Origin of the sequence: Geobacter anodireducens (genome assembly GCA_001628815.1) — a bacterium.
Taxonomy (GTDB): domain Bacteria; phylum Desulfobacterota; class Desulfuromonadia; order Geobacterales; family Geobacteraceae; genus Geobacter; species Geobacter anodireducens.
In genome coordinates this window covers 3190833-3216235 of the sequence record CP014963.1, presented here as the reverse complement: position 1 = coordinate 3216235, position 25403 = coordinate 3190833, and the positions used below count along the sequence as shown (strand labels likewise).

The 25403-nt window shown below is 62.9% G+C and carries 12 protein-coding genes and 6 pseudogenes; 10 read left to right on the top strand and 8 right to left on the bottom strand.

Annotation, left to right across the window (positions count from 1 at the left end; all coding sequences use genetic code 11):
- Nucleotides 1-4: 4 nt before the first annotated feature.
- Together A2G06_14775 and A2G06_14770 are read right to left on the bottom strand one after the other, a co-directional pair.
- Nucleotides 5-1459 (bottom strand): hybrid sensor histidine kinase/response regulator, encoded by a 1455-nt coding sequence (locus A2G06_14775; protein ID ANA41299.1) that lies wholly within the window; start codon nucleotides 1457-1459, stop codon nucleotides 5-7.
- A gap of 26 nt (nucleotides 1460-1485) precedes the next feature.
- The gene (locus A2G06_14770; protein ANA41298.1) at nucleotides 1486-3261 is read right to left on the bottom strand and encodes a cytochrome C; all 1776 of its coding nucleotides are present in this window, start codon (nucleotides 3259-3261) and stop codon (nucleotides 1486-1488) included.
- Nucleotides 3262-3464: 203 nt separating this feature from the next.
- Here A2G06_14770 and ileS point away from each other — a divergent pair, with 203 nt between their 5' ends.
- Together ileS and A2G06_14760 are read left to right on the top strand one after the other, a co-directional pair.
- Nucleotides 3465-6236 carry an isoleucine--tRNA ligase gene (ileS, locus tag A2G06_14765; protein ID ANA41297.1) on the top strand — a complete coding sequence of 924 codons (2772 nt, stop codon included), beginning with the start codon at nucleotides 3465-3467 and terminating at the stop codon, nucleotides 6234-6236.
- 5 nt (nucleotides 6237-6241) lie between these two features.
- A pseudogene (locus tag A2G06_14760) lies at nucleotides 6242-6723 on the top strand (signal peptidase II).
- Between the two features lie 3 nt (nucleotides 6724-6726).
- Here the strand turns inward: A2G06_14760 and A2G06_14755 are convergent.
- The gene (locus tag A2G06_14755) at nucleotides 6727-7767 is read right to left on the bottom strand and encodes a hypothetical protein (protein ID ANA41296.1); all 1041 of its coding nucleotides are present in this window, start codon (nucleotides 7765-7767) and stop codon (nucleotides 6727-6729) included.
- Nucleotides 7768-7880: 113 nt separating this feature from the next.
- On the opposite strand from A2G06_14755, the pseudogene A2G06_14750 reads away from it, so the two are divergent.
- The 4 genes and pseudogenes from A2G06_14750 (at nucleotide 7881) to A2G06_14735 (ending at nucleotide 15289) form a co-directional block, all read left to right on the top strand.
- Nucleotides 7881-10303, top strand: a pseudogene (locus tag A2G06_14750) (penicillin-binding protein).
- Nucleotides 10304-10488: 185 nt separating this feature from the next.
- Nucleotides 10489-10773 carry a DNA-binding protein HU gene (locus tag A2G06_14745; protein ANA41295.1) on the top strand — a complete coding sequence of 95 codons (285 nt, stop codon included), beginning with the start codon at nucleotides 10489-10491 and terminating at the stop codon, nucleotides 10771-10773.
- Between the two features lie 247 nt (nucleotides 10774-11020).
- Nucleotides 11021-14547 (top strand): annotated as a pseudogene (locus A2G06_14740) (hypothetical protein).
- Between the two features lie 79 nt (nucleotides 14548-14626).
- Nucleotides 14627-15289 carry a hypothetical protein gene (locus tag A2G06_14735; protein ID ANA41294.1) on the top strand — a complete coding sequence of 221 codons (663 nt, stop codon included), beginning with the start codon at nucleotides 14627-14629 and terminating at the stop codon, nucleotides 15287-15289.
- Nucleotides 15290-15333: 44 nt separating this feature from the next.
- Here A2G06_14735 and A2G06_14730 read toward each other — a convergent pair whose 3' ends face one another.
- The 3 genes from A2G06_14730 to A2G06_14720 form a co-directional block, all read right to left on the bottom strand.
- Nucleotides 15334-16692, bottom strand: coding sequence for an MATE family efflux transporter (locus A2G06_14730; GenBank protein ANA41293.1), 1359 nt, complete (start codon nucleotides 16690-16692; stop codon nucleotides 15334-15336).
- Nucleotides 16693-16707: 15 nt separating this feature from the next.
- Nucleotides 16708-16791: a hypothetical protein gene (locus tag A2G06_14725; protein ANA41706.1), complete on the bottom strand. Its 84-nt coding sequence runs from the start codon at nucleotides 16789-16791 to the stop codon at nucleotides 16708-16710.
- A 63-nt stretch (nucleotides 16792-16854) separates the two neighbouring features.
- Nucleotides 16855-16965 carry a hypothetical protein gene (locus A2G06_14720; GenBank protein ANA41292.1) on the bottom strand — a complete coding sequence of 37 codons (111 nt, stop codon included), beginning with the start codon at nucleotides 16963-16965 and terminating at the stop codon, nucleotides 16855-16857.
- Between the two features lie 192 nt (nucleotides 16966-17157).
- Between A2G06_14720 and A2G06_14715 the strand changes: the two genes are divergently transcribed.
- The 3 genes and pseudogenes from A2G06_14715 (at nucleotide 17158) to A2G06_14705 (ending at nucleotide 20444) form a co-directional block, all read left to right on the top strand.
- Entirely contained in the window at nucleotides 17158-17622 is a 465-nt protein-coding gene (locus A2G06_14715) for a transcriptional regulator (GenBank protein ID ANA41291.1), read from the top strand.
- Nucleotides 17622-19496, top strand: a pseudogene (locus tag A2G06_14710) (fusaric acid resistance protein). Before A2G06_14715 ends, A2G06_14710 begins: the two are co-directional and overlap by 1 nt.
- A gap of 210 nt (nucleotides 19497-19706) precedes the next feature.
- Entirely contained in the window at nucleotides 19707-20444 is a 738-nt protein-coding gene (locus tag A2G06_14705) for a short-chain dehydrogenase (protein ANA41290.1), read from the top strand.
- 237 nt (nucleotides 20445-20681) lie between these two features.
- Here A2G06_14705 and A2G06_14700 read toward each other — a convergent pair.
- Both A2G06_14700 and A2G06_14695 read right to left on the bottom strand, forming a co-directional pair.
- Nucleotides 20682-21337: pseudogene (locus tag A2G06_14700) on the bottom strand (histidine kinase).
- Nucleotides 21334-23070, bottom strand: a complete 1737-nt coding sequence (locus tag A2G06_14695) for a histidine kinase (protein ID ANA41705.1) — start codon at nucleotides 23068-23070, stop codon at nucleotides 21334-21336. The pseudogene A2G06_14700 and the gene A2G06_14695 overlap by 4 nt, the downstream one beginning before the upstream one ends.
- Before the next feature lie 489 nt (nucleotides 23071-23559).
- Between A2G06_14695 and A2G06_14690 the strand changes: the two are divergent.
- A pseudogene (locus A2G06_14690) lies at nucleotides 23560-25367 on the top strand (aryl sulfotransferase).
- Nucleotides 25368-25403 lie beyond the last annotated feature (36 nt).

Sequence of the window (25403 nt, the reverse complement as noted above, 5' to 3'; positions counted from 1 at the left end):
CGGCTCACGTCATGGCCGGCAGGGAGATGAAGAAGGTGCTTCCTTTGCCCGGCGCGCTCTCCACCCAGGCCCGGCCGCCGTGGGTGGCCACGATTTCCCGCACGAGGGTCAGGCCCAGGCCTGCGCCGCCCACCTTGCGCCGGTCGCTGTTGTCGACCCGGAAGAAGCGCTCGAAAATTTTTTCCTGGAATTCTGGAGAGATTCCTATCCCCTGGTCCCTGACCCAGAGCGTTACGATGTCGGCGGTGGCGCTGGCGCCGATGGTCACGTCGCCCCCGTCGGGTGAGTACTTGATGGCGTTGGACACCAGGTTGGAAATGGCCTGGTAGAGCTGCTCCTCGTTCCCCCGCACCGGCGGCAGGTCAGGGGGGCAGTCGACCACAATCCGGTGCTTCTTGGAGGCGGCGGCGTAGAGCGAGACGACATCCGCCACCAGCAGGCCGACGGCAATCGGCGTTATCCGGAACTTGACCATGCTCGCCTTGAGCCGCTGGAGCTGCAGGAAGTTGGTGATGAGCTCGTTGAGCCGCTCGGTCTCCCGGTAGATGGTCCGCAGGTAATTTTTCTGAAGGTCCCGGTCCACCTCGTTCTCCAGCAGGAACTCCGTAAAGCCCATCATGGCGGTGAGGGGGGTATGCATCTCGTGACTGACTGCCGAGATCATTTCATCCTTCATCCGTTCCATCTCTTTGCGCTCGGTGATGTCAATGGCGATCTCCATCCGGACCATGCGTCCGTCGGTCCAGCGGATGGCCTTGTCGATGCATTGGTACCAGCGGCTGCTGATGCTGTTCTGGTACTCCCAGATGTAGGGCGGGAGCGCTTTGCCGTCCATGATCAGCTTGTCGTTGGTGCAGAAGTCGCAGGGGGTGGCCCTGCCCCCCTGGAGCACGTCGTGGCAGGTCCGGCCTTCCCACGCGTCTCCGAAGAGCTGGGCGCCGAACTTGTTCAGGTAGAGCAACTCGTAGGTGTTCATGTCAACGACGTAGACCAGGGCGTTGAGAGAGTCGAAGATGGTGCTGATCTGGTTGAACTGGGCGTGCATGGCCTCTTCGGCCTGGCGCCGGCGCCGGCGTTCGTCCGCCTCGCGCAGTTCCCGCTCGATGGCCGGGACGAGGCGGGAAAGGTTGCCCTTCATGAGGTAGTCGTGGGCTCCAGCCTTCATGGCGGCAACGGCCAGATCCTCGCCGATCTTGCCCGATACGATGATGAATGGAACGTCCAGGCCCCGCTCCTTGACGATGTTCAGGGCGGGAAGCGCCCCGAACTGGGGCATGTTGTAATCCGAGACAATGACGTCCCACTCCCCGGCGTCAAGGGCACGGTGAAGCCCTTCGGCGCTGTCGGCGCGCTCGTAGGCGGGATCGATTCCCCCGCGGCGCACCTCGCGCAGCAGAAGCAGGAGGTCGTCCTCGGAATCTTCCAGGATCAGCATGCGAATGGGTGTCGGTGTGGTCATGGGGTCCTCGTTGACCGTCGTGGCGGTCAGCGGTGAATGATGCCGGCGTTACGGGCTTGGTCGCGGTTGTCCCTGAGCCGCTCGTACCGGGTGCGATCCCCGATGGCCGGCAGGGAGAAGTCGCCCGGAATGGTCCAGGCGTTCTTCAGGTAGAACCAGGGTGCAAAACTGGAGACGGCCGTGCCCGCGGTCGTCTCGATCCGTTCCGGTGTCGATATGTTGTGGATGGCGAGCCCCCTGGCATCGGCCACCACCGTATGGCTGCCGCTGAAAGGAAGGGCTCCGGCGTCGGTGAACTCCCAGCTCACCTCCCGGCGCTGGGCGCCGTCGGCAGTGCCGTGGCACGAGTCGCACGGCCGGGGCTGGCCGTACTTGTGGGAGACCTTGTCCATCTGGATCCAGAGGAGCGCCTTGTTGTTTTCCGGCAGACCTCCCACGAGGCCCACGTAGCCGTAGGCATCGCCGGTCCGCTCCAGGTCGGGCAGCGTGGCGGGCCAGCGCCAGTGGAGGCCGGGTTTGAGTCCGGCGCCCTTCACGTTCATCACGGCCATGGGGTAAGGCTTTACCGGAATCCACCGCCCTTTCTGGTCGCGGATCAGGATCGGATCGTCCATGATTCCGTAGTATTCCTTGTACTTGAAGAACGGCGTGCCGGTTCCCCCCAGGATTCCAGGCCCCCAGTAGGTCCCCTGGTAGCCGCCCACATTCCGCACGTGGCAGGCCTCGCAGGTGAGGGTGCGATGAACGGATGTCCCGTGACTGGCCACGATGGTTCCGTGGCACCGGTCGCAGGTTGCCTGGCGCTTCACCATGGCGTGGGTCAGTCCGTTGCCGTTGCGGCTCGACTCGTGGCAGTCGAGGCAGGTGACCTTGGCCTGCAGGTGGACGTCCGGAGCCGCCCCCTCCGGGTTGGCATAGACGCCGCCGAAATAGCCCGCCCCCCGCCGCCGTTCCTCGGGGCCCGCGTGGCAGGTCTGCCCCCTGCCGCCGCCGTAGCAGCTTTCGGGCCGGGGAGTCCTGCGGAAGCCGTGCATTCCCTTTTTCGGGTCGGCGGGGTCCGCGGGCTGGGGATCGTAGTGGCAGTCGAGACACCCCACGTGGCAGGTATTGCACTGGCGCTGGTTGAGTGCGTTGGTGGCCCGGTCGAAGGGGGCCGCCGTATTTGCGGCGATGGCTTCATGATTGTCGCCGAACCAGGCCCCGCAGTTGTGGGGGCCCCGCTTCCGGTCCGTCCAGGTGCGGTAGGCGCTCTGCTTGCCGTTGCGGGCCATGGTGCTCCTGGTGAACTCGGCAAACTGCCGCGCGTGGCAGGCTCCGCAACTCTTCTCCATGCGCCCGAAGTCCTGGGACAGGGTGTCGATGCGCTTGTCCTGCCACAGGATGATGCTCACGCTCTGGTCCGGTGCGGCGCGGCCGGCCTTGTCGGTCATGAGCTTGATCCGCTCCATGGGGTTGCTGCCCAGGGAAAGGGGGTGCTTTCGCTCGACCGTCTCTCCGGTGAGCCCCTTTTTCCGCACTGCCACGAGCCGTCCCATGCCGGCGTGGGCCTTGTCCTTCACCACGGCATCGGGGCTCCCGCCGTGGCAGAGGTGGCAGTCAGCCGGCATGCCGGTCTGGGCCAGGACCTCTTGAGGGGTGACGGTGAAGTGGGGGTAGCCCAGTTCCTTCATGGTCGAGGCGTTGCCGTGGCAGCCGACGCATCCCGACCCGGCGGCGGGAGGCGCGGCAGCAGTAGCCGTTCCACCGGTTGCCGCGACCACGGGGACAGCCAGCGCGATAATCCCCGCCAACAGTCTGAGCATCCGCTAACCTCCATCCATACCGCACAAAAACGACGGACCGGCCACACGTATCACCATTCTATCTTTACTACCTCTCGCGGTCAACGGGGCGGCCGCAGGGTTTCGCTCTCCGGTACCAATGCTTGACTTTTCGACGGTTTGTGAGTAGCGTTAGACGTTTTCCCGCTGCGGCGGGGCGCGCATATCCGAACGTGGAGGAACCCATGGATTACAAGAGCACCCTCAACCTGCCGGTCACCGATTTCCCCATGAAGGCCAACCTTCCCCAGCGGGAGCCGGAGATCCTCGCCGCGTGGCAGCGGGGCGACCTGTACGGCACGATCGCCGAAGCGGGCAAGGGCAAGCCGCGGTACGTCCTCCACGACGGGCCTCCCTACGCCAACGGCCATATCCACATCGGCCACGCCCTCAACAAGATCCTCAAGGATATCATCCTCAAGAGCAAACGGATGCAGGGGTTCGACGCCCCCTATGTACCGGGCTGGGACTGCCACGGCCTGCCCATCGAGCTCCAGGTGGAGAAGAACCTGGGGTCGAAAAAGCACGAGACCACCAAGCTCCAGATGCGCAAGCAATGCCGGGAGTATGCCGAAAAGTTCGTGCATGTCCAGCGGGTGGAATTCGAGCGGCTCGGGGTCCTGGGCGACTGGGATCGCCCCTACCTCACCATGAGTTACGATTACGAGGGGATCACTGCCCGGGAACTGGCCCGCTTTGCCGAGAACGGCGGCCTCTACAAGGGGAAAAAGCCGGTCCACTGGTGCTCCTCCTGCGTCACGGCCCTGGCGGAGGCCGAGGTGGAGTATGCCGACAAGACTTCCCCCTCCATCTACGTGAAGTTTCTGCTCCAGGACGATATCAGCACCGCCGTGCCGGCACTGGCCGGAAAGAGGGTGTCGCTGGTCATCTGGACCACCACTCCCTGGACTATTCCCGCCAACCTGGCCGTTGCCCTTCATCCGGAGCTGGAATACGTGGCCCTGGAGACCGGCGGCGAGGTGCTCGTGGTGGCCGAGGGGCTGAAGGACGCCTTCATGGCTGCCACTGGCGTGCAAGGAAACGTGATCGCCACCTTCCGGGCGGATATCCTGTACCGGAAGCGGTGCAAGCACCCCTTCTACGACCGGGATTCCATCGTCCTGCTGGGTGAGCACGTGACCCTGGACGCGGGTACCGGCTGCGTCCACACCGCGCCCGGCCACGGCCAGGAAGACTACGAGCTGGCCCTGGTGGAGGGGCTCGATATCTATAACCCGGTTGACAACCGGGGCCGCTATATCCAGAGCCTGGAATTCTTCGGCGGTATGTTCGTGTTTGACGCCAATGCCGCAGTCATGGAGAAGCTCCGGGAAGTGGGTGCGCTGGTGGGCCAGGGGAGCGTGGAGCACTCCTACCCACACTGCTGGCGGTGCAAGAAGCCGATTATCTTCCGGGCCACGGAGCAGTGGTTCATCTCCATGGAGAAGAACGACCTGCGGCAGAAGGCCCTCACGGAGATCGACCGGGTATCCTGGGTGCCCAAGTGGGGGCGGGAGCGGATTCACGGCATGATCGAGAACCGTCCCGACTGGTGCATCTCCCGCCAGCGTTCCTGGGGTGTTCCCATCACCGCCTTCTACTGCACCGAGTGCGGCGAGATCCTGGCCGACGGCAAGACCATGCATCACGTGGCCGATCTCTTCATGGAGGGAGGGGCCGACCTCTGGTATGAGAAAGAGGCCGCCGAGCTTCTCCCGCCGGGGACGGTCTGCCCCCAGTGCGGCAAGAGTGCGTTCGAAAAGGAAATGGACATTCTGGATGTCTGGTTCGACTCCGGCGTTTCCCACGCCGCGGTTCTGGAAAACCGCCCCGAACTGGGCTCGCCGGCCAACATGTATCTGGAGGGGAGCGATCAGCACCGGGGCTGGTTCCATTCGTCGCTTCTGGCTTCCGTCGGCACCCGCGGGGTTGCGCCGTACCGGGAGGTGCTCACCCACGGCTTCGTGGTGGACGGCTCCGGCCGGAAGATGAGCAAATCGGTGGGGAACGTGGTGGCCCCGGAGGAAGTGATCAAGAAATACGGCGCCGAGATCCTCCGGCTCTGGGTGGCCGCCCAGGACTACCGGGACGACGTCAGGATTTCACAGGAGATCCTGACCCGCCTGGCCGAGGCCTACCGCCGCATCCGCAATACCTGCCGCTACCTGCTGGGGAACCTGAACGACTTCGACCCGGACGTGGACATGGTCCCCTACGACCGGATGACCGAACTGGACCGGTGGGCCCTGCACCAGCTCGAGGTGCTGAAGGAAAAGGTCGCCGCCGCCTACAACGAGTACGAGTTCCACATTCTCTACCACGCGGTGAACGGCTTCTGCACCGTGGAGATGAGCGCCTTCTATCTGGACATCATCAAGGAGCGCTACACGAGCAGGAAGGATGCCCCGGAACGCCGCAGCGCCCAGAGCGTCATGTACCTGGTGCTCGAATCTCTGGTCACGCTCATGGCCCCGGTTCTTTCCTTCACGGCCGACGAGGTGTGGGGGTACATGCCGAAGAGGTCAGAATCCAGTGTCCACCTGGCAACCTTCCCCGAGTTCCGCCCCGAGTGGAAGGATGAGTCTCTGGTGGAGCGGTGGACCCGGATCATGGCGGTGCGGGGCGATGTGTCCAAGGCCCTGGAGCAGGCCCGGGTGCAGAAGACCATCGGTCACTCCCTGGACGCGGCAGTGACGCTGGCGGCCGAGCCCGGGCTGCTGTCGTTCCTGCAGGAGTACGCCGGAGAACTGGCCACGATTTTCATCGTTTCCCGGGTGGATCTGGTGGAGGAAGGGGCCGGCGACTACCCGGCAGCGGAAGGGGTAAGCGGGCTCAGGATCGGTGTCGGTGCCGCGCCTGGTGAGAAGTGTGAGCGCTGCTGGCACTACGACGAGGGGATCGGCGGCGACAGTGAGCATCCGACCCTGTGCCCGAAGTGCGCGGCGGCGGTCAAGTAGACTGTATGAAGCCGACCTGTCGCATCTTCAATGCAGTGGTGCTGGGCTCCCTCGTTCTCGATCAGGCGACGAAGGTCCTCGTCGACCGCACCATGGATCTTTACCAGTCGATTCCTGTGATCGACGGATTGTTCAGCATCACCTACCTGCGGAATCGGGGGGCCGCGTTCAGCTTTCTGGCGGATTTTTCCTACCGGCTCCCCTTCTTCATCCTGGTGTCGGTGGTGGCCCTAGGGGTGATAGCTGTTACCTTCCGCAAGCTCCGGGACGACCAGCACCTGGCGGCCGCCGCGCTCGCGCTCATCTTCTCGGGCGCCTCGGCAACCTCATCGACCGGGTCAGGCTCGGCGAGGTGATCGATTTCCTGGACGTCTACTGGAAGACGTATCACTGGCCCGCATTCAACGTGGCTGATTCGGCCATCTGCGTGGGGGTGGCGCTCCTTGCCATCGACATGATCCGGGAGGAGCGGCGCACGGCCCCCTGAGGCTCAGAACCGGTGCGACAGTGCCAGATGGAACACCACGTCCGGCGCCGTCTTGACGCTTGCATCCTCCACCACTCCGATATCAAGGGCGGTCCGGTCCGAGAAGGCGATGGTGCCGCCGCTGGTGATGGTGATGGTGTCGGTCCTCAGCTCCCGGAGGCCGGATGCGCGGTAGAAGGCGGAGTGCCAATCCCCCTGGACCTTCAGGGCGATCCAGGAAGCGGGGCTCCAGCCGAAGCCGAGGGTGCCGAATCCCGCCGCGTTCCGCTGCTGGTCGGCCAGGACGTCCCCATCCCCCATCACCATGCCCCCGCCGGCACCGAAAAAGGTCAGGTGCCCCCATTCCCCCACCGGCAGATCGGTGCTGCCCGTGAGCCAGAGGGCAAAGTCGGTCCCGCCGCTTCCCCGCAGCCTGCCGCTCTCCCCCGTGGGAAGCTTGAGCGAGCCGCGCAGGGCCAGCGACGTCCGCGACTCACCCGTTCCCTCATGAAGCCGTACCGCCGCATTGAGCCTGACGTCGCCGATGCCGAAGCCGCCGTCGTCGTAGTGGAGCCGTTCTGTCCCGTCACGATGGTAGCTGAAGAGCAGTTCGTCCTGCGGATACTTGTCCCGGTCACCGTTGTTGAAGTCGAACACCTTGTGAAATCCTTCCACAAAGCTGTCCAGAGCCCCGCCTGATGTGCCGATGAAGGGAACCTGGATGCCCGCTTCGAACCAGGGGGTCACGCCGTAGCGAAGGTCCAGCGCCACACGGTAGGTTTCGCCGTCCAGGTGGACCGATTCGTTGGCGGTACTGTCGACGGCGAAGTTGTTGGCGGCATCGGCAATCAGCGTTACCTCTGTCTCCCGTGGCGCGAGCAGGCGGGCGCTTCCGGCCGCTGGGGCGGGATGGATGAGCGCCAGGGGGCTCATGTTGATGGTTCTGAACGGAACGATCTCCGCCGCGCGGGCCGTGGCGCCGAGGGCTGTGGAGAGGGCGGCGGCTCCTGCAAGGATGCCGATGCATACGACCAGGGAGTGCTGAAACGCGAGTTTTCTGTTCATGGCTCCTGTTCATCCTCCTTTGCCATAATCTTCTTGAACTGCCCGATGGCTCTGCGCTAAGGTGACAAGTTACGGGTTCAACATCTTCAAATCAGGGAATGTGGTGGCGTTCAATGACAGTCGGCAGGCAGAATCCCGGTCCCCGGAACATAAACCGTCGACGGGGCAAAAGTCCATTGAAAATTGTTGTCATAACTTCGCTATGTCTTGCGGTGACGGCCCTGCTCGCGCTGGCGGGATATCTGTTCTTTCTCATGGCGACCCTCCCGAAGGTGGACCGGCTGGCCGATTACAAGCCTCCCATCGTTTCCCAGGTGTTCGGCGACGGCGGGAGTCTGGTGGGAGAGTTCTACCTGGAGCGACGGACAGTGGTGCCGGTGGAGAAGCTGCCTCGCCGGCTCGTCCAGGCCTTTGTGGCGGCCGAGGATTCCAACTTCTACCAGCACAAGGGGCTGGACTACCTGGGCATTGTCCGTGCCGCGGTGAAGAACCTCATTTCCATGGGGAAAATCGATGCTCCTTACCCCCGAGAAGAGCTATGCCCGCAAGCTCAAGGAGCGATTCTCGCCAAACGGATGGAGGAGCGGCTTGCCAAGGACGATATCCTCTATATCTATCTGAACCAGATTTATCTGGGTGCCGGTTCGTACGGCGTCCAGGTGGCGGCGGAGACCTACTTCGGCAAGAACGTCGAGCAACTGAACCTGGCCGAAATGGCCATGCTCGCAGGCCTGCCCAAGGCCCCCAACGCCTATTCCCCCATCAAGCATCTTGACCGGGCGCGGGAGCGCCAGGCCTATGTCCTTGAACGGATGGTAAAGGAAGGGTACATCACCCAGGCCGAGGCTGATCATGCCCGGGCCACTCCCATCGTCATCCAGTCCATGAAGAAGGTCAACAGCGAGCAGTCCGCCTATTTCCTGGAACATATCCGGATCGCCCTGGAAGAGCGCTACGGTGAGGAGCAGCTTTACAAGGAAGGGCTGCGGGTTTACACCACCATGAACGCCGAGATGCAGAAGGCGGCCTATGAAGCGGTGGTGAACGGCCTCAAGAACGTGGACAAACGGCAGGGATTCCGCGGTGCAACGGCCTATCTGGCCGAGTCCGCGGTCGCTGCGTTCTGCGATAAGGTGGAAGACGGCATCGATACCGTTTCCCTCAAGCAGGGCGTCACCTACCAGGGGGTGGTCACCGCCGTGGACTCTGCCCGGGGGGATGTGACCGTGAGGGTCGGCGACCGGACCGGCACTCTCTCGCGCAAGAATATGGCCTGGGCCGGCAAGGTGCAGTTGGTGAGCGCCTGGGGCAAGCAGGAGGTGAAGGGTAAATTCCTGTCGCTCGGCAGCGTGATCCTCGTATCGGTCGTCACCCCCGACGCGGACAGGAAAGGGGCCGTCTTCGCCCTTGATCAGGAGCCCGAGGCCCAGGCGGCAGTGGTGGCGCTGGATCCTCTCTCCGGTGCGGTCAAGGCCATGGTCGGGGGGTACGACTTCCGCAAAAGCCAGTTCAACCGGGCATTGCAGGCAAAGCGGAATCCCGGCTCCGCGTTCAAGCCGATCATCTATGCCGCTGCCTGGATAAGGGGATTACCCCCGCCACCATCTTCGACGACTCGCCGGTGGAGTACGAAAGCGGCAAGGAAAAGGCCTGGAAACCCAAAAACTACGACAACATCTACCGGGGCAACGTGACCATGCGGGAGGCCCTCACCAACTCCATCAACGTGGTGAGCGTCAAGATCCTGGAGCAGATCGGCGTGGACTATGCCATCGAGTACGCCAAGAAGCTGGGCATAACGTCTCCCCTTTCGGCCAACCTGACCTTGGCCCTGGGCTCTTCCAGCCTCACCCCCCTGGAACTGACCTCTGCCTATGCGGTGTTCGCATCGGGCGGCTATCGGACCACTCCCTACTTCATTACCAAAGTGGAGGATGCAGAGGGGCGGACACTTGAGGAAACGGCGCCGCCGGTCATTCCGACATTCTCCGTCATGACGTCGGCCGAGTCGTCCCCCCTCGACGTGCCGCCCGCTCCTCCGGTCATGGCCGGGGGCTCGGCGACAACGGCGGTACCGGTGATTGCGCCTGAAACCGCCTACATCATGACGAATCTCATGGAAAGCGTTGTCCAGAGCGGTACCGGCCAGCGGGCCCGGGCCGTCGGCCGCCCGGTGGCCGGCAAGACCGGAACCACCAACGACATGAAGGATGCATGGTTCGTGGGGTATATTCCCCAACTGGTGACCGGGGTCTGGGTCGGTTACGACCAGGAGCGCTCCCTGGGGGCGGGCGGGTCGGGTGGACAGGCTGCGGCCCCCATCTGGACCGAATTCATGCGGCGGGCAGTGGCCGGAATTCCTTCCCGCGCCTTCGAGACGCCTCCCAACGTTACCTTTGCCACCATCAATCCCCGCACCGGCCGGCTGGTCCGCGAGGGCAGCGATGGGGCCGTGCAGGAATGCTTCATTGCAGGCACCGAGCCGACCGCTTACGATGGTGAATCTTCTGAGGATGTCTCGCCTAAATTGCAGTAATATCAATATGTTGGTATAGTGGGTCCGCGCCAGTGCTGGCGTTGCGGGTGCCATGGGGCCAAAAAACCTGATACGGTAAGGGTTTCCGCCGATAAAAAAATGAAGTTTGCGAAAATAAATCCCTTGCAAAGTGGAAATTTCTGTCTATAGTATCTGCCAGAATTACCAACAAAGGAGGGTTGACCATGACCAAAGCTGAACTTGTGGATGCCGTAGCGAAATCTGCCAACCTGACAAAGGCGGCCGCGGACAAGGCCGTTGGCGCCGTTATCAGCGCCGTCAGCGACGCCCTTAAGAAGGGTGACAAAGTGACCTTGGTCGGTTTCGGCAGCTTCGAGGTGTCCACCCGCAAGGCGCGCACCGGCCGTAACCCCCAGACCGGCAAGGAGATCAAGATCGCTGCCGCCAAGGTTCCCAAGTTCCGTCCGGGCAAGGCCCTCAAGGACGCGGTTGCCGGCAAGAAGAAGTAGCTGCGGCACGCCGTCATTCCAGACGGTACGGGTTCTCCCTTCACAGAGGATGAAAAAGCCCCCTTATTGCGGGGCTTTTTCATTTTTGAACAGTTCCGCAACGGATGGTTCGGGAGATCGCTCCCGTCTTCACGCCATCGTTGACCGGACCTCAGCCGCACCAATGTCCCTGATCCTCTCTTTTCCCTGACCCCCTTGCCAGGGCGGCGCTTCCCGGGTACAGTCTCCTTCGGAGGGAGACAGTCCAATGCCGCATTCCGACCAGATGGAGACACCACGGCGCCGGGGCGGCCGCCGCATGGCAATGGCGGTGGTCACGGTACTCATCCTCTGCCTCCTGCTCCCCTTCCTGGCGGAGCTCTATCTGGCATCTCCCCTGGCCGCACGCCACCTGTCCCGCCTGCTTTCCCGGACCCTCGGCTGTCCCGTTACCATTACCGCGCTCCATACCTCGGGCATGGGCATTGCCGCCCGCGGCATCGCCATCGGCAATCCTGCGGGATTTCCCGCCGGCACCCTTGCATCAGCCGATGCCGTTACCGTTGTTCCCCATTGGGGAGCCCTCATCAGCGGGGAGCGGGCCCTGCACCGCATCGTTCTGGACGGAGTACGCCTTACCCTGGTGCGAGACCGGTCCGGTACCTGGAATCTGGCGCGGCTGGCAACGGGGATGAAGGGGAAAAAACCTGCCCCGGATACCCGCATCGGAGAAGTCGTGGTGCGCCGGGGCAGCCTGGCCGTCGAAGGCCATCGCATGGAAGGGATCGATCTGCGTCTGCGCGACCTGTCGACGCAGGGGACGACCGAGTCCCGGCTTGAACTCGCCTTTGCCGACGTCGCCGGAAACCGGTTCAGCCTGACGGGAAGCGGCCGCATGGGCCCCACCCTTCCTTCGACCTTGCCCTCTCTGCCCCGTCCATGGCCCTGTCACCCCTTTTGCCGCGGCTCAATGGCCGGGTTCTGGACCTCTCCGCAGCACGCGGTTCCCTGGCTGTGCGGGCTCAATTGCGGGAAGGCGTGATCCGCATCGATGGAGGCGGGACGGTGCAGAATGGCGCGCTCAGGGTCCGGGGGCAGATGGTCACGCTGGCCGGCAAGCTCCAGGCAGCGGCCTCCTATGACATGCGGGAGGACCGCGCCGTGCTCGACCGCCTGGATCTGGCCCTGAGCGATTTCTTCACGGCCCGGCTGACCGGCACCGTGGAGCAGGCGCGGCGCGAGGGGCGTTTTGACGCCCGGTTGGCCCTTGACGAGGTGGATCTGGCCCGGTTGAGACGTTTCCTGCCGGCGTCCGGCACGCGCATCGTCACGGCGGGGATGCTCCGGACGCGGGGACTACGGGTTGTCGGCGACCGAGCCCGGGGGGTAACCGGCGTTGACGGTGCCGTGGCGCTGAGCGGCGGGACCCTGGCAATGGGCACGAAGATCGTCGCCCGGGACGTGGGCGGCACGGTTTCCGTTTCTCCTGCGGCCGGGGGGTGGCGCGTGTCCGGCCAACTGCTCTCGCCCCGGGCAGCAGGAGACGTCATGGTCGATGGGCTCCGCATTCCATTCGAAGCGGAGGTGTCCTCGCGCTTCAAGCCGACGGCGGTACGGGTTGCCGGCATGTCCTGCCGGTTCATGGGAATCCCGCTGGAGGGGGGCGGGTGGTTCAGGCCGACGGCGGCGCAGCCACTCCAGCTCTCTCTGCGGATCCCTTCCTCATCCCTCACGCTTGCCGCCACCCGGCTGGAACCCTATGGCCTGCGCCCCGAGCGCGGCACCGCTGCGCTTTCCCTGGATCTGGCGGGCGGCGTGCGCGGTCCTTTTGCCGGCGAACTCGCTGCGGCTGTGAACGGCGCAGCCCTGTCGATCAAGGGGAAGCCGGCCACTCTCGGAAAGGGTGACCTGCGTGCCCGTTTTGCCTGGCACCGGGGCGTCGCGTCCGTGGCCGGCACACTTCTGCTCGACGGTGCCTCCTACGGCGGCCGCCAGGGAGAGGTGGCGGCTCCGTTCAGGCTTGACGGCCGCTCACTGGTGCTTGACGCCCCCCGCTTCCGCTTCGGCCCCACCGCCGGTACGGCCCGGCTGGTGGTGGCCCGGCTGCCGGACGCACCGGCAGGGATGGTCCACCCCTTTACCCTGGAGGTGACGGAGGGATCGGTGACTCACGGCACAGGAGGTGCCGGAGGAATCAATGCATCCATCCGGGGAACCTATCATGGGGGCACGCCGGGCTGGCCGGAAGTGGAAGGGAGCGGGTCAGCGGCGCACCTGACGGTGCAGGGGAAGCCCATCGGCGCGCCCTCGGTCAGGTTCGCGCTCGGCCGGGAGAAGGGGGAAGCGGTGGTGGCGGGGCACCTGCTTGGCGGGGCACTAAGCGCCCGGATCGATTTTCCCGCCCGTGCCCCGTTGGAAGACCTCCGGTTCTCCGGTTCGCTTCGGCAGGCGAGGCTGGCTGCCATCGCCCCGTTCGTGCCCGCCACCGGCCGGATTCCCGCAGTGGCCGGGGGGGAGGCCACCATCAGTGTTGACGGCGGCTTCGCGGGGAGCTCAGGGCTGCGCTGCGGGCTCGAAGCACGGCTAGCCGGCATGGCCCTGGACGGGACGGGGGGCAAGCGGCTCCTGTCCGGCGCGGAGGCCCGGGTGGCGGCCCGGGTGGCCGGAGAGCGGCTCGACCTGCGCGAGGCGGTGGCCGTTCTGGGGAAAGGTGCCTCCGTCCGCATTACGGGCAGCATGGATCGGTTCCGCTCGCCGGAGCGGACAGGGACATTCTCCGTAACGCTGCCGCGCACCCCTCTCACGGCCCTGGTGGACCCCCTGGTCAATGTTCTGCCTCGGCCGGTTCAGGAGGCAACCCTGGAGGGGGACGTGGCAGTCTCCGCCGAGGTGGCGCTGGCGGGAAAGGCCGGCAGCGTGGACGGGACCGCGACGCTCTCCGGCGTCCGCTTCGATTTCCCGTCCCAGAAACTCGATGTCAGCGGGGTTGGCGGCACGATTCCCTTTTCGCTCCGGACGGCTGCCGAGGCCGCCAAGCGTTCCCGCCAGGAGCTGAGTTTCAGCCGGGAGAATTTTGCCCGCCTGCTGGAGATGCTTCGGCCGCAGGCGGCATGGGATCATACCCTCACCGTGGGTAAGATCCGCTTCGGTCCCCTGGAGTTGGGGCAGACGGCCCTGGGGCTGCGGGCCGGCAACGGCACCCTGGAAATCGGTTCGCTCCGGTCGGGGCTCTACGAGGGACAACTGCTGGGGAAAGGGTTCGTGACGGTCCGGGGAGGCATCGCCTACGGAGCTGATATCCTGGTCCATGACCTGAGCCTTGCGCGGCTTTGCGATGCGGTTCCCAAGATCCGCGGATACGTTTCCGGCCGGGTCGACGGTCTGCTCAGCCTCCACGGCCAAGGGGCCGGAATGGATGGGCTCACCGGCTTCACCGACCTCTGGGCTTGGGAGTCGACGCGCGAGCGCATGCTTCTTTCCCGTGAATTCCTCCAGCGCCTGGCCGGGAAAAAGCTGCGCGGGTTCTTTTTCCGCGACGACCGTCCCTATGACCGGGGCGAAATCAGCGCCTACCTGGAGAACGGGTATCTCACCTTCACGACCCTGGACCTGGCCCATACGAATATCTTCGGCATCAAGGACCTGAGCGTTTCGGTCGCCCCGGTCCAGAACCGGATTGCCCTGACGCACCTGTTCGGCGCCATCAAGGAGGCGGCCACCCGGGGCAAGGCGGTGGCCGGGGAGCCGGCACCGGCCGAAAAGCCGGCGGAGATGGAGTTTCAGTGGCGCGATTGATGCCACTCGCCGGCGCAGGCCTTCCAATCGGGGCTTCATGTGGTATAGTGCACGATAGCTACTCAGCAAGGAGGACACGATGATCAGGAAGCTTTTCACCGGAACCCTGTTGGGGCTCTGCGGCCTTCTGGCCGCCTGCGCCATCATTACCGTGAATGTCTATTTTCCCGAAAAGGCCGTCAAGGAGGCCTACAAGTCGCTGGACGACATGCTCCTGGGACGGGAGGGGGAGCAGAAGCCCGCGCCCGACCGGAAGCCGGCCGAGGGGCAGCCGCCGGCGGACAAGCCCCAGAGCCGCCTGTGGAACAGCCTGCCGTCCCTGTCGCTGGTGACCGAAGCCTGGGCAGCCGACGATTATGCGGATCAGTTGGCCGTGGAGCTGTCCAGCATGCCTGAGGTGCTCAAGGCCTATGACGAGATGCGGGCGCGCCTGCCCAAGCTCGACCAGCTCCGGGCGCAGGGGGTCGTGGGCGAGACCAATCAGGGGCTCGTGACCATGAGGGACGCGGCAAAGGCGGCTCCCGGCGACGACGCGGTGGTCAAGGCCGAGAACGACAACCGCAAGACCGTCATTACCGGCATGGCCCGGGCGATCATCAGGCTCAACAAGCAGAAGGAATCCAAGCAGGCCCTTGGCCAGGTGCTCCCCAAGGCGGCGGCGACCTATGCCGACACCAGGCGGGAGGAGGCCCGGCCGGGGTGGTGGATAAAGCTCCAGAACGGCAGGTGGGTGCAGAAGTAGGGAACGGGCGGCTCTTCGCAATCCCGTGCCGAGCCCGTTTCAGGTCAGATGATGACCGCGTGCAGGTCCCGCCGGCGGTACCGCCACCAGAAGGCGGCGGCCCGCACGTACCAGTCGATCACGAAGACGCCCCAGACGGCGTAGAGGGAAAGGTGGAGCCAGTCGGACGCCACCCATGAGAGAAAGACCCGCACCCCCCACATGACGCCGAGGGTGACCAGGAAGACGTAGAAGGTGTCGCCGGTGCCGCGCAGGCTCCCGGCATAGACGAAGGAGATGGCCAGCGGCACCTGGGCGAAGGCCACCAGCCGCAGGAACACAATGCCGTTTTCGATGACCGCCGGGTCCCGGGTGAAGAGCCCGATGAGCGGTCCGGGCACGGTCAGGAACACGGCCGCCATGGTCCCCATGACAATGACCGCCAGACGCAGGGCCTCACGATGGCTGATCCGCGCCCGGCGGTATTTTTTTGCCCCCAGGGCCTGCCCCATGAGGGTGGCGGCGGCGATTCCCATGCCCGCACCCGGCATGAATGACAGGGATTCGATGGAGAGCCCGATCTGGTGGGCTGCGTAGGCGGCAGTGCCGTAGCCGATGATGAACTTGGAGTAGAAGAGCTGCCCCCCCTGCTGGGCAATCCGCTCCAGGGCAACGGGCCACCCCACCCGCCAGATGCGGCCCATGAGTCCCGTGTCGGGTCGGCCGATGCGGATGTAATCCAGCCTCAGGGCTTGCACCAGCAGGTAGAGAAAGCCGATGGCCTCGGAAGCGTTGATGGCGATGGCCGCGCCGGTGACCCCCAGGGCGGGGAGGCCGAGCTTGCCGTAGATGAGGGGCCAGGCGATGAGCACGTGGAGAATGTTGACCAGGATAATGGCCTGCATGGGCGTGCGGGTGTTGCCGATGCCGTGCATGATGGCCGAAAGGATGTTGAGGCCCGTGGTAAAGGCCAGATAGAGGAAGACCAGCCGGGTATAGCCGGCTGCCAGGTGGAGCACGTCGTCCCGGGCACCGAGGAACGCGGCCAGGTCGTCGCTGAAGCACCAGCCGAGCGCGGAGGCCGCCGCCGTCATGCCGGCGCAGGCGAGACACGCCGCAAAGGCTGCCCGCCGCGCTTCCCGGCGCTGTCCCGCTCCTCGCAGGTGGGCGATCACTACCGTGGTGCCGGTGGCAAGCCCCCAGAACACGGTCATTGTCACGAAGACCAGGAGCTGGCCGAGCCCCGTGGCGGCAATGGCCGCGGCTCCCAACCCGCCCACGAGAAAGATGTCGACGATGGCCACGAGCCGCTGGAAGAGCGAGGAAAGGAGCACCGGCAGCGACAGGTTCATTACGTTGCGGCGGATGGAGACGCGTTTGCTCCGTTCCCTTGCGTACCGTGCCCTGAACCCTCTCCTCGTCATTCTTTTCCCTCGCCGTCAGTCGCCGAGTTCCAGTTCCCCGGCCATGTTCAGCACGAAATTCTTGGCCCGCCCCGATGGTGCGATGATCCCGTAGGCCAGGGCCTCCTTCAGTTCGGCGTCCGTGGCGCCGGCTTCCTTCGCGGCCGCGAAGTGTTTCTTCAGTCAGGTGGGGCACCCCACCGCCACGGCGCAGCCGACCCGGATCAACTCCCGGGTCCGGGCATCGAGAACCTCTTCGTACTCGAAATCGAGAATCTTTTTGCGAATCTTCATGGCCATCGCTCCTTTTCCGTGAACCTTCATGTCCGAGCATGGGAACTATGCGGTTCTACCCGGTGATTTGCAAGCGCTTTTTGGAAAAGAGGGGTATTGTCCCGACAGGGAATCGCCGGGGGTGATTACAGGGTAGTGCGAGAATACCGAAAATAAATCGCAGACAAATAAATAGTATGCTATTAATTGTGTATGACCATATTTGACGCGACAATCGACCGCAGCACCCTCATGTACCGCCTCGGGCTCCTGACGCGGCGGTGGCGTCAGATCCTCGACGCCCAGTTCCAGTCTGCGGGGCTGACCGACGCCACGTGGCGCCCCCTCTTGCATCTCGATTTCCTCGGTGACGGCTGCCGCCAGAAGGATCTGGCGGCAGCCGTCGGTATCGAGGGCCCCTCCCTCGTTCGGCTCCTCGACACCCTTGTCGCCAAGGGGTTTGTCGAGCGGTCGGAGGATGCTGCGGATCGCCGGGCAAAGCTCCTGCGCCTGACCCCCGAGGGGCGAGAGGTCGTGACCCGGATCCGGGCAACGGTGACGACCCTTGAAGACGATCTCCTCAGTCCCTTCAGTGATGATGATATCGCCCGGGTGGCGGAGGTCATCGGGCGCCTGGAGTCCACGGTGGGTGATGCCCGGCGGAGGGGAAAACGGTGATGTCAGGCGTCATCCGCCGCTTCATCGACCAACACTGGCCCCATCTGGTCAGTGCCGGCCGGGGAACGGCTGCTGCCCTCGCGGCGCTGGCGGTCGCCGTGCACCTGAAGCTGGAGAACCCCTACTGGGCAGCCATGACGGCCCTCATCGTTATCCAGCCGACCCGGGGCCTCCTGTTCGAGAAGAGCTTTTACCGCTTGGTCGGGACGGTCATCGGCTCCGCGGCGGGGCTCCTGCTCCTTCTCTCCACGGATTCCCCCCTAGTGCTTGCCATGGCGCTTTCCTTCTGGGTCGCCGCGTGCGTGGGGGTCGGTAACCTCCTGTACGGCCTGCGCTCCTACGCCTTCATGATGGCGGCGTGTACCTGCGTGGTGGTGGCCATGAGCGCCTACCAGAACCCTCCCCACCTCGTGGGCATCGCCTTCGGGAGGGTCGCCTGCATCGTTGTCGGCATCATCGTGTCAACGGCGGTGACCGCCCTCTTCACCCCCCGCCAGTCCGGCGACGGTCTTGAAAGCCGCCTGCGTCGGATTGCGGCGGACAGCATCGCGTGGCTGGCGCTGCTGCTGCGCCAGGGGCGGGTGTATGCGTTGGCACGGCGGGAGCAGGATATCCTCATCGGAATTGCGGAGGTCGAGGAACTCCTGGACGCGGCCGGGGCCGGATCGTTGCGGCTCAAGAAGCAGAAGCGCCACGCCCAGGGACTCATCGCGGCGCTTCTCTCCCTCCTGGCAGTAGGGCGGCTGGCAGGGGAAGGGCTTTCCCGGCACGATGATGGAGACCGCCGCCAGGACTGCTGGCGGGATCAGCTCGGTCGGCGCCTGGATGAGGCCGCCCGCGGGCTGGAAAGCCCGACAACGGTAAACTGCACCGCCGAAATGGCGGCGGCAGCGGCCGAGGTACAAACGCACCTCCCCCTGTTGGGGGAATCCCTGAACGACATTGTCGCCTCGCTCCGGCCCGTTTTGGCCGGCGACGGCACCATGGCCGGCCCCTTCGCCCCGCAGCCAGCGAACCTGTTCATTCATCATCGGGATTGGCGGGAGGCCCGCCGGGCGGCGCTTCGCGCCTTCGGGACCATCTGGGTGGTGGGGGGCACCTGGGCACTCACCGGCTGGGCAAAGGGACCCCTGATGCTCATGGCCATAGGGATCATGATCAGCATCTTTTCCACCAAGGAGCATCCCGCCCACTTTGTGGGACAGATTTTCTGCGGAGCGGCCATCGGTTCGGCAGCCGCCGTTGTCTGCCGGGTGGCACTCCTTGCCGGGGTAACCGATCCGCTGGTCATGGGCGCAGCCATCGCCCCCTTCGTCCTGCTTGGCGTCCTTGCCATGTCGTACCGGCGAACAGCCATCGGCGCCACCGACGCCACGCTCTTTTTCATCTTCGTCACCCAGCCGGGAGTCCCCATTGCCGTTCTCCCCGCCGACCTCGCCCTCGGCGCGGTGGCGATGATAATGGGAGTGGGGAGCGCCTGGATTGCCTACCGGTACCTGGTCCCGATCAATCCCGCGATTCGGCTCCGTTCCCTGTTGAAGGCCATCGTGGATGACTTGCGGCTCCTGGCGGCGGCGGAGGCCCCTGTGGCGAAGGAACGGTTGCGGGCGCGCATGCATCACCGGGTGATGCGGATGGCTTCCATGGCCACGAGATATGATGCCGACCACCTTGCGGTTGTGGAGGGGGGGCTCGCGGCCCTGGCCATGGGGAAGTGCATCGTGCGGCTCCAGGCGTCGCGGGAACAAGGTGGCCGGACGCCGGTCGCCGGCGTCATCCGCGAGGCGCTCCATGCACTGGCAGATTCCGCCCGACGGGGAGAAAACATCGCACTGGCACTGACAACGGCTTCCACTCCCCTCTACGCGGCCCTTTGGCAGGGTTTCTCAGAAGGGGGCCATGCCGAAGGTCAGCACGGTGAATCGGTTCGTCACCGGATTAATGGAACCTGTTGGGAAGATCTGAGCGTTCGATGCCCTGTCTGAGGTTCAAGGGGTTCGACGAGGACTTTCTCTGGCAGTTGGGGTCCCTGATGAAAGCATGCCTTGGAGGCATTGTTACTGCGCACCACGAAAGGAGTCATTATGGATATCAAAGGTAAAACGGTTATGGTTACCGGTGCCAACGGCGGCATCGGCGGAGCTCTGGTCAGGGCATTGCTGGGCGAGGGTGTTGCCAAGGTCTACGCCGCTGCCCGAAGCACCGACACGGTGGCAGACCTGGTCCAGGGCGGAGATGGCAGGGTGGTGGCGCTCCAGCTGGACGTGACCCAGTCCGCCAGCGTACGTGGGGCGGCGGAGCAGTGTCGTGACGTGGACCTGGTCATGAATAACGCCGGCATAAACCGCTGTGTGGGGTTCATGGGCTCCAGCGCCATGGAGGACGCCCGTCTGGAGATGGAGGTCAACTATTTCGGCACCTTGGCCATGTGCCGGGAGTTTGCGCCAGTGCTGGCCTCCAGAGGCGGAGGAGCCATCGTGAACGTCTGTTCCATCATCGGCCTGGTCAATCTCCCTGTCAACGGGACTTACTGCGCATCAAAGGCCGCGGGGCACTCGTTGCTGCAGGGGCTCCGTGCCGAGCTGGCGCCCCGGGGCATCCGGGTGATCGGCGTCTACCCCGGTCCGGTCGACACCAAAATGACAGCAGGGCAGGAGATGCCCAAGGCGACACCGGACGAGGTTGCCGCCGCTATTCTCGCAGGTGTGGAGATGGGGGACGAGTACATCTTTCCCGATCCCATGTCTCGGCATGTCCATGCCATGCTTGAGAAGGATCCCCGGCAGGTGGAGAGGGATTTCGGGGCAATGGTCGGAGGGTAGTTCCGGGGGCGGCGAGGGAGAACTATACGGCAAGACTATGCCGGGACTTTTGCTTCTCTAAGCCCGAAGATGGCCGGCCAGTCGTGTACGTCTGCGGGGACTCGGCCGGCGTGAAGTTCGACGCTACACGCCGAAAAGACCGGGAACCCGCCACTAGCCCAAGAGGAACCCCAGGAGCTGCCGGCAGGAACGGCAGCGGACTTCACTTCCCGCATGGAGTCCTGCACGGGTAGAGGGCTAGTGGCCATTGTTCCCGATGATGCTCGTGTTCATCTTGTAGACACCGTTTTTCACGCGGGTCAGTACATTATTCTCCATGAGGATCTGGAATGCGTTGACCACTGTCGGCTTGCTGGCGCTGAGGCTTCCGCCACCTCGTCATAGGTGCCGTGGAACATGAGGTCGTCATCCAGGTGGCTGATTATGTACTCGATGATCTGAACCCGCTTGCCGCCGATGGAGTTGAGGAGGCTCAGCAGGAAGTTCTTGTGGTCCAGTTCCTTTTTCATCGTTTTTTGAGTGGCTATGCTCGAGAGGAGCTCGAGCATCTCGTAGAGATTGAGGGGCTTCAGCAGATAGCCGTCAGCCTTGAGCCGGATGGCATCCAGCAGGTATTCCGATTCGGAATGGGCCGAGACGATGATGACGGCAATGGAAGGATGTTTCTTTTTCACGGACTCCAGCAGATCGAGACCAGAGGCCCCGGGCATCCGTACGTCGGTGAGCACAATGTCCGGCCGGAGTTCGTCGATTGCCAGGAGGGCCTTCTCCGTGCTGCTGACGCAGACGGTGGTCTTGCAGAAACTGTTCAGTGCCAGGTGCATCTGCTCAAGGGCTTCCTGCTCATCATCAACACAGACTACCTGCATGGTTTTCAGCGCGTCAACGTTCAAACCGGTACTCCTTCGGATAATTTTTTGAACTGCAGAGAGATGCAGGCGCCGAAAAGGCGGGTGCCGTCCACTTCGAATTCGCGATTCTCCGCCCAGACCTTCCCGCTGTCAAGGTTTTCGGCGATTTGCCGGCAGAGGTACAGCCCCAGGCCCGTGCCGGCAAGATCATCCTTGGTGGTTAGGTAGGCTTCGAAAACCTTTTCAAGCAATCTCTCCGGGATTCCCCCCCCGCTGTCCTGGAACGTGACGGTGACGATGTCGCCTTCTTCGCTGGTGGAGAGTTGAATGATCCGCGCTCCCTCACGGGTGGCCAAGGCGTCCTTTGCGTTCAGAAGAATGTTTACGGTGAGCTGTACCAAGTCATTGACGAAGCCCAGAGTTTTTGTGGAGCCGGTGATGCGATTGTCCACGTGGATCCGGCAGCTCTCGAGGGCCGGCGCAACAATGCCGATTGCGCGATTGACCGAATCTGCCAGATCTATGACCTGGCGGGTAGTTCCCGATATAAGGAGCGACCGCCAGTCCTCGATGACCTGGGTCAGGTATTCGATGTTCCTGTTGGCCAGAGCGACCTGCTTCTCGAGCATGGGGCCGTCGAGCTTTCCGAGCCGGTTCTGCAGTTCGATGTTCTGAACCGTGAGCGACAGTGTGTTGAGGGGTTGCCGCCATTGATGGCCGATATAGCTGAGCATCTCTCCCAGGGCGCACTGCTTGGAGCGATGGGCCAGCTTTTTGCCCTGGTCGGTGATGATCCGCTCATACTTCCGGAAGCCGATGAAGCTCACGAGGAGCATCAGGCAGGCGGTGCTGGCAAAGAAGATGAGCCAGACATAAATATAGCCCCATTGCCGGTTTCTGAACTCGGTCATGTCGTAGGCGACCAGGAGCCTGCCGGCTTCCTCCTTGTGATGGGTAAGAAGGAGGGGGGATGTGCTGATGATGTAGTAGCGATCCCCGACCTTCAAGTCGAGGATATCCTTCGACATGATTATTCTTCGCAGTATTGACTCGAAAAATCTGATGTCGTTCTTGCGCAGGTCCTGGTTGACGATGAAGGCATATTCGTCGGGAAGGGATGAATAGGCTGTCTCCTGGTCAAGAGATTTGTTTTTAACGACTATGGCGGTTTTTATGTTGTCCAGGAACCAGCGCAACTTGAAGTGGAACCAGGCTGGATTTATCCCCACCTCGATCGCTCCCGCCACCCTGTTTGTCGTCTTGTCCAGCACGGGCACCGATATGCTGTAGTGCAGGGGGAAGGCATCCGTCTCAAATCCGTAAGCGGGCTTTCTGTCTTTTATGGCGGCTTCCAGGGTAGTGGACTTGAGCCCGGTTGCGTGCATCTTCAGGGCCGTGTCCAGCTTCTGGTACAGAATATGTTGCTCCGAATCGACAATGACCAGCGATATGACAGGCACGAATCTTTTGGCAAAATCCCAGTACACCGGGTCGAATATCTTTTTGAGCCCTGATCTGTCCCTGTCTTTGATGAGATTGGTCACGCCACGTTCATCTATGATCGCGGTGACGTAATTGATCATGCGCAGGTTAAGGTAGGACGTCTCGCTGACATAGGTCTTCTGGATGATGGCGTTTATCTTGGTGGCGAAAAAGCGGTAGTCCGACATGCGTTTATGCAGGTCTGCCAGGGAAAAGAAGCAGAACATCCCGAACAGCAGGATGAACGTGACGGTGATGATCCTGTTTTTGTTGCCTTCGATGGTTTTGATCATGTGTTTGGCGTCCCCGTCGGGCAAGGGCTCCTCCTCCCCCGATTCCCAGCCTCGCTGGTGTCTCGTTTCCGGTTGCTGTTGCAACGTAATGCCGTTTCAGCGACCGATTCCGTGGCAATAGAGTAAACCAGGGAATTTGTTTCACGCTAAAATCCAACTAAAAAGTTTACTCCATTACCTGTTGGATGTAAACACCACGCCAAGGAAATTCTCCCGGCAGATTGCCGACAGCCTCCCCCGTCAATCGCGTATTTCGTTTATCCCCCTGGGAGCCGAGCGCTGCCCGATTCAGTAAAAGGGGCGTACTCTGTCCCTGTCCCATGTCGTGCCGTTTTAATGTAAGTTTAGTTTGGTCGGCAATAAAATAAATAAGTAAAAAAATGGCTTGACATGTTGTCTACGGTTTAGTTAAATAAACTACAAAGGTGCGTGTGGTGAACGGATAAGCTTGTGGTTGGTAGGCAAAAACGAAAGGGCACGGAGGTTCACATGGTCAAGAACGTTTTGCGAGGAGTGGTTTCTTCTGCCGCATTGGGCGCAGTCTTGCTCACGGGGATTTCAGCGGTCTATGTTCCCGAGGGGCACGCGGCCGTCTTCGAACGCAAGAAAGAAACCCAGGGGGAGCTTGGCAAGGTTATCGTCAACCCGTACAAGGTCGCACCACTGACCGCTATCATCGAGCGGGAAGGGAAGGATCCCAAAAACATCACGGTCACGGTTCTGGGAAAACCGGGTGGGGGGGTCGACATCTCCTATCCGGTGTCGGAGGGGGCGTTGCTGAACCACGACGGCATTCCCGTATTCGGCCTCTATGACGATTATGTCAATCAGGTCAAGGTCGACTACACCCTGGACGGCAAAAAGGTAAGCACTATCTACAAGATAAGAACCAACCCCTTCACCGCACGCATGCAGGAGGGGCGCTACGAGGTCAAGCCGAAAGTCGACTCGGCAAAGGCGGTCAAAGGCTTTGAGGGTCGCCTCTACATGCTGACCATGATGGGAAACGCGGACAGCAAGGAATGGGCCTGGGCACGTCCCGACCATAAAGTGCACGGCGCGGGCGAATGGCTGGAACCGGCAGAGCTCTACATGGTTGACACAAAGGGCGAGATCCGGTGGTTCTTCGACAGTGAGCAGTTCTACGACAAGTATGGCCGCTCCATCGACGATCAGGGGCGCATCATGAGCATGCACCAGATGCCCAACGGCGACTTGGTGTTCGGCATGGCCCAGAAGTACTTCCGTTACACCCTCATGGGCGAGCAGGCCTATGTCCGCAAGCTTCCGCGCGGCTACATCGACCTGAGCCACGAAGTGCTCCCCATGCCCAACGGCCACATGCTGCTCCGCGTGGCCAAGACCAACTACAGTATTCCCGGCACCAAGGAGGTGGCGCATACCGTCCGGGACCACGTCATTGAAGTGGATGACGGGGGGCGCGTGGTGGAAGAGTGGGACCTGATCGCAATCATGGGTAAGAACCAGTTCCGCAAGGACCTGATCGTCGGTCTTGATGCCCGGGCCGTCTGCCTGAACATCGACATGAGCGCCGAACACCCGGTCGAGGTGAAAGAGGACATACCGTTCGGCGACAACACATCCACCGGTGCCGGCCGCAACTGGGCGCACATCAACAGTATCAGCTACGACAAGAAGGACGACTCGATCATTCTCTCCATGCGCCACCAGGGCATCGTCAAGGTCGGGCGCGACAAGCAGGTCAAATGGATTCTGGCCCCCAATGTCGGCTGGACAAAGGATATGTCGGCCAAGGTGCTGACCCCGGTCGACAGCAAAGGGAACAAGCTCGACTGCTCGGGTGCCACCTGCAACAACACGGAATTCGACTGGTCATTTACCCAGCACACCGCGTGGCTGAGCGAGCGGGGTGAGAACAACGCGCAGTACGCCACCATCAGCGTGTTCGATAACGGCGATGGCCGCGGCCATGAGCAGCCGGCCATTCCCCGCGACAAATGGTCCAGGGCCGTTGAGTACAAGATCGACGAGAAAAATATGACCGTCCAGCAGACATGGCAGTTCGGCAAGGATCGCGGGTGGGACTGGTACAGCGCGGTGACTTCCAACGTCAAGTATGACCCCGAGAAGGTACCTACTGGATGCTGAGCGGCAACGTCCACCTGTTGTCCCCGGAGCGCACCAAGGGGATTATCAACGAAGTCGATCCGAAGACCGGTGAGGTGAAGGTGGAACTCGTCCTGTCCAACGACAAAAAGCCCGCGGTCTACTACCGCAGCCACCTGGTAAAGCCTGAAACTCTCTTCCAGTACTAAGACAGCATACAGGCTGCCCGCAACGGAGCTGGCCGC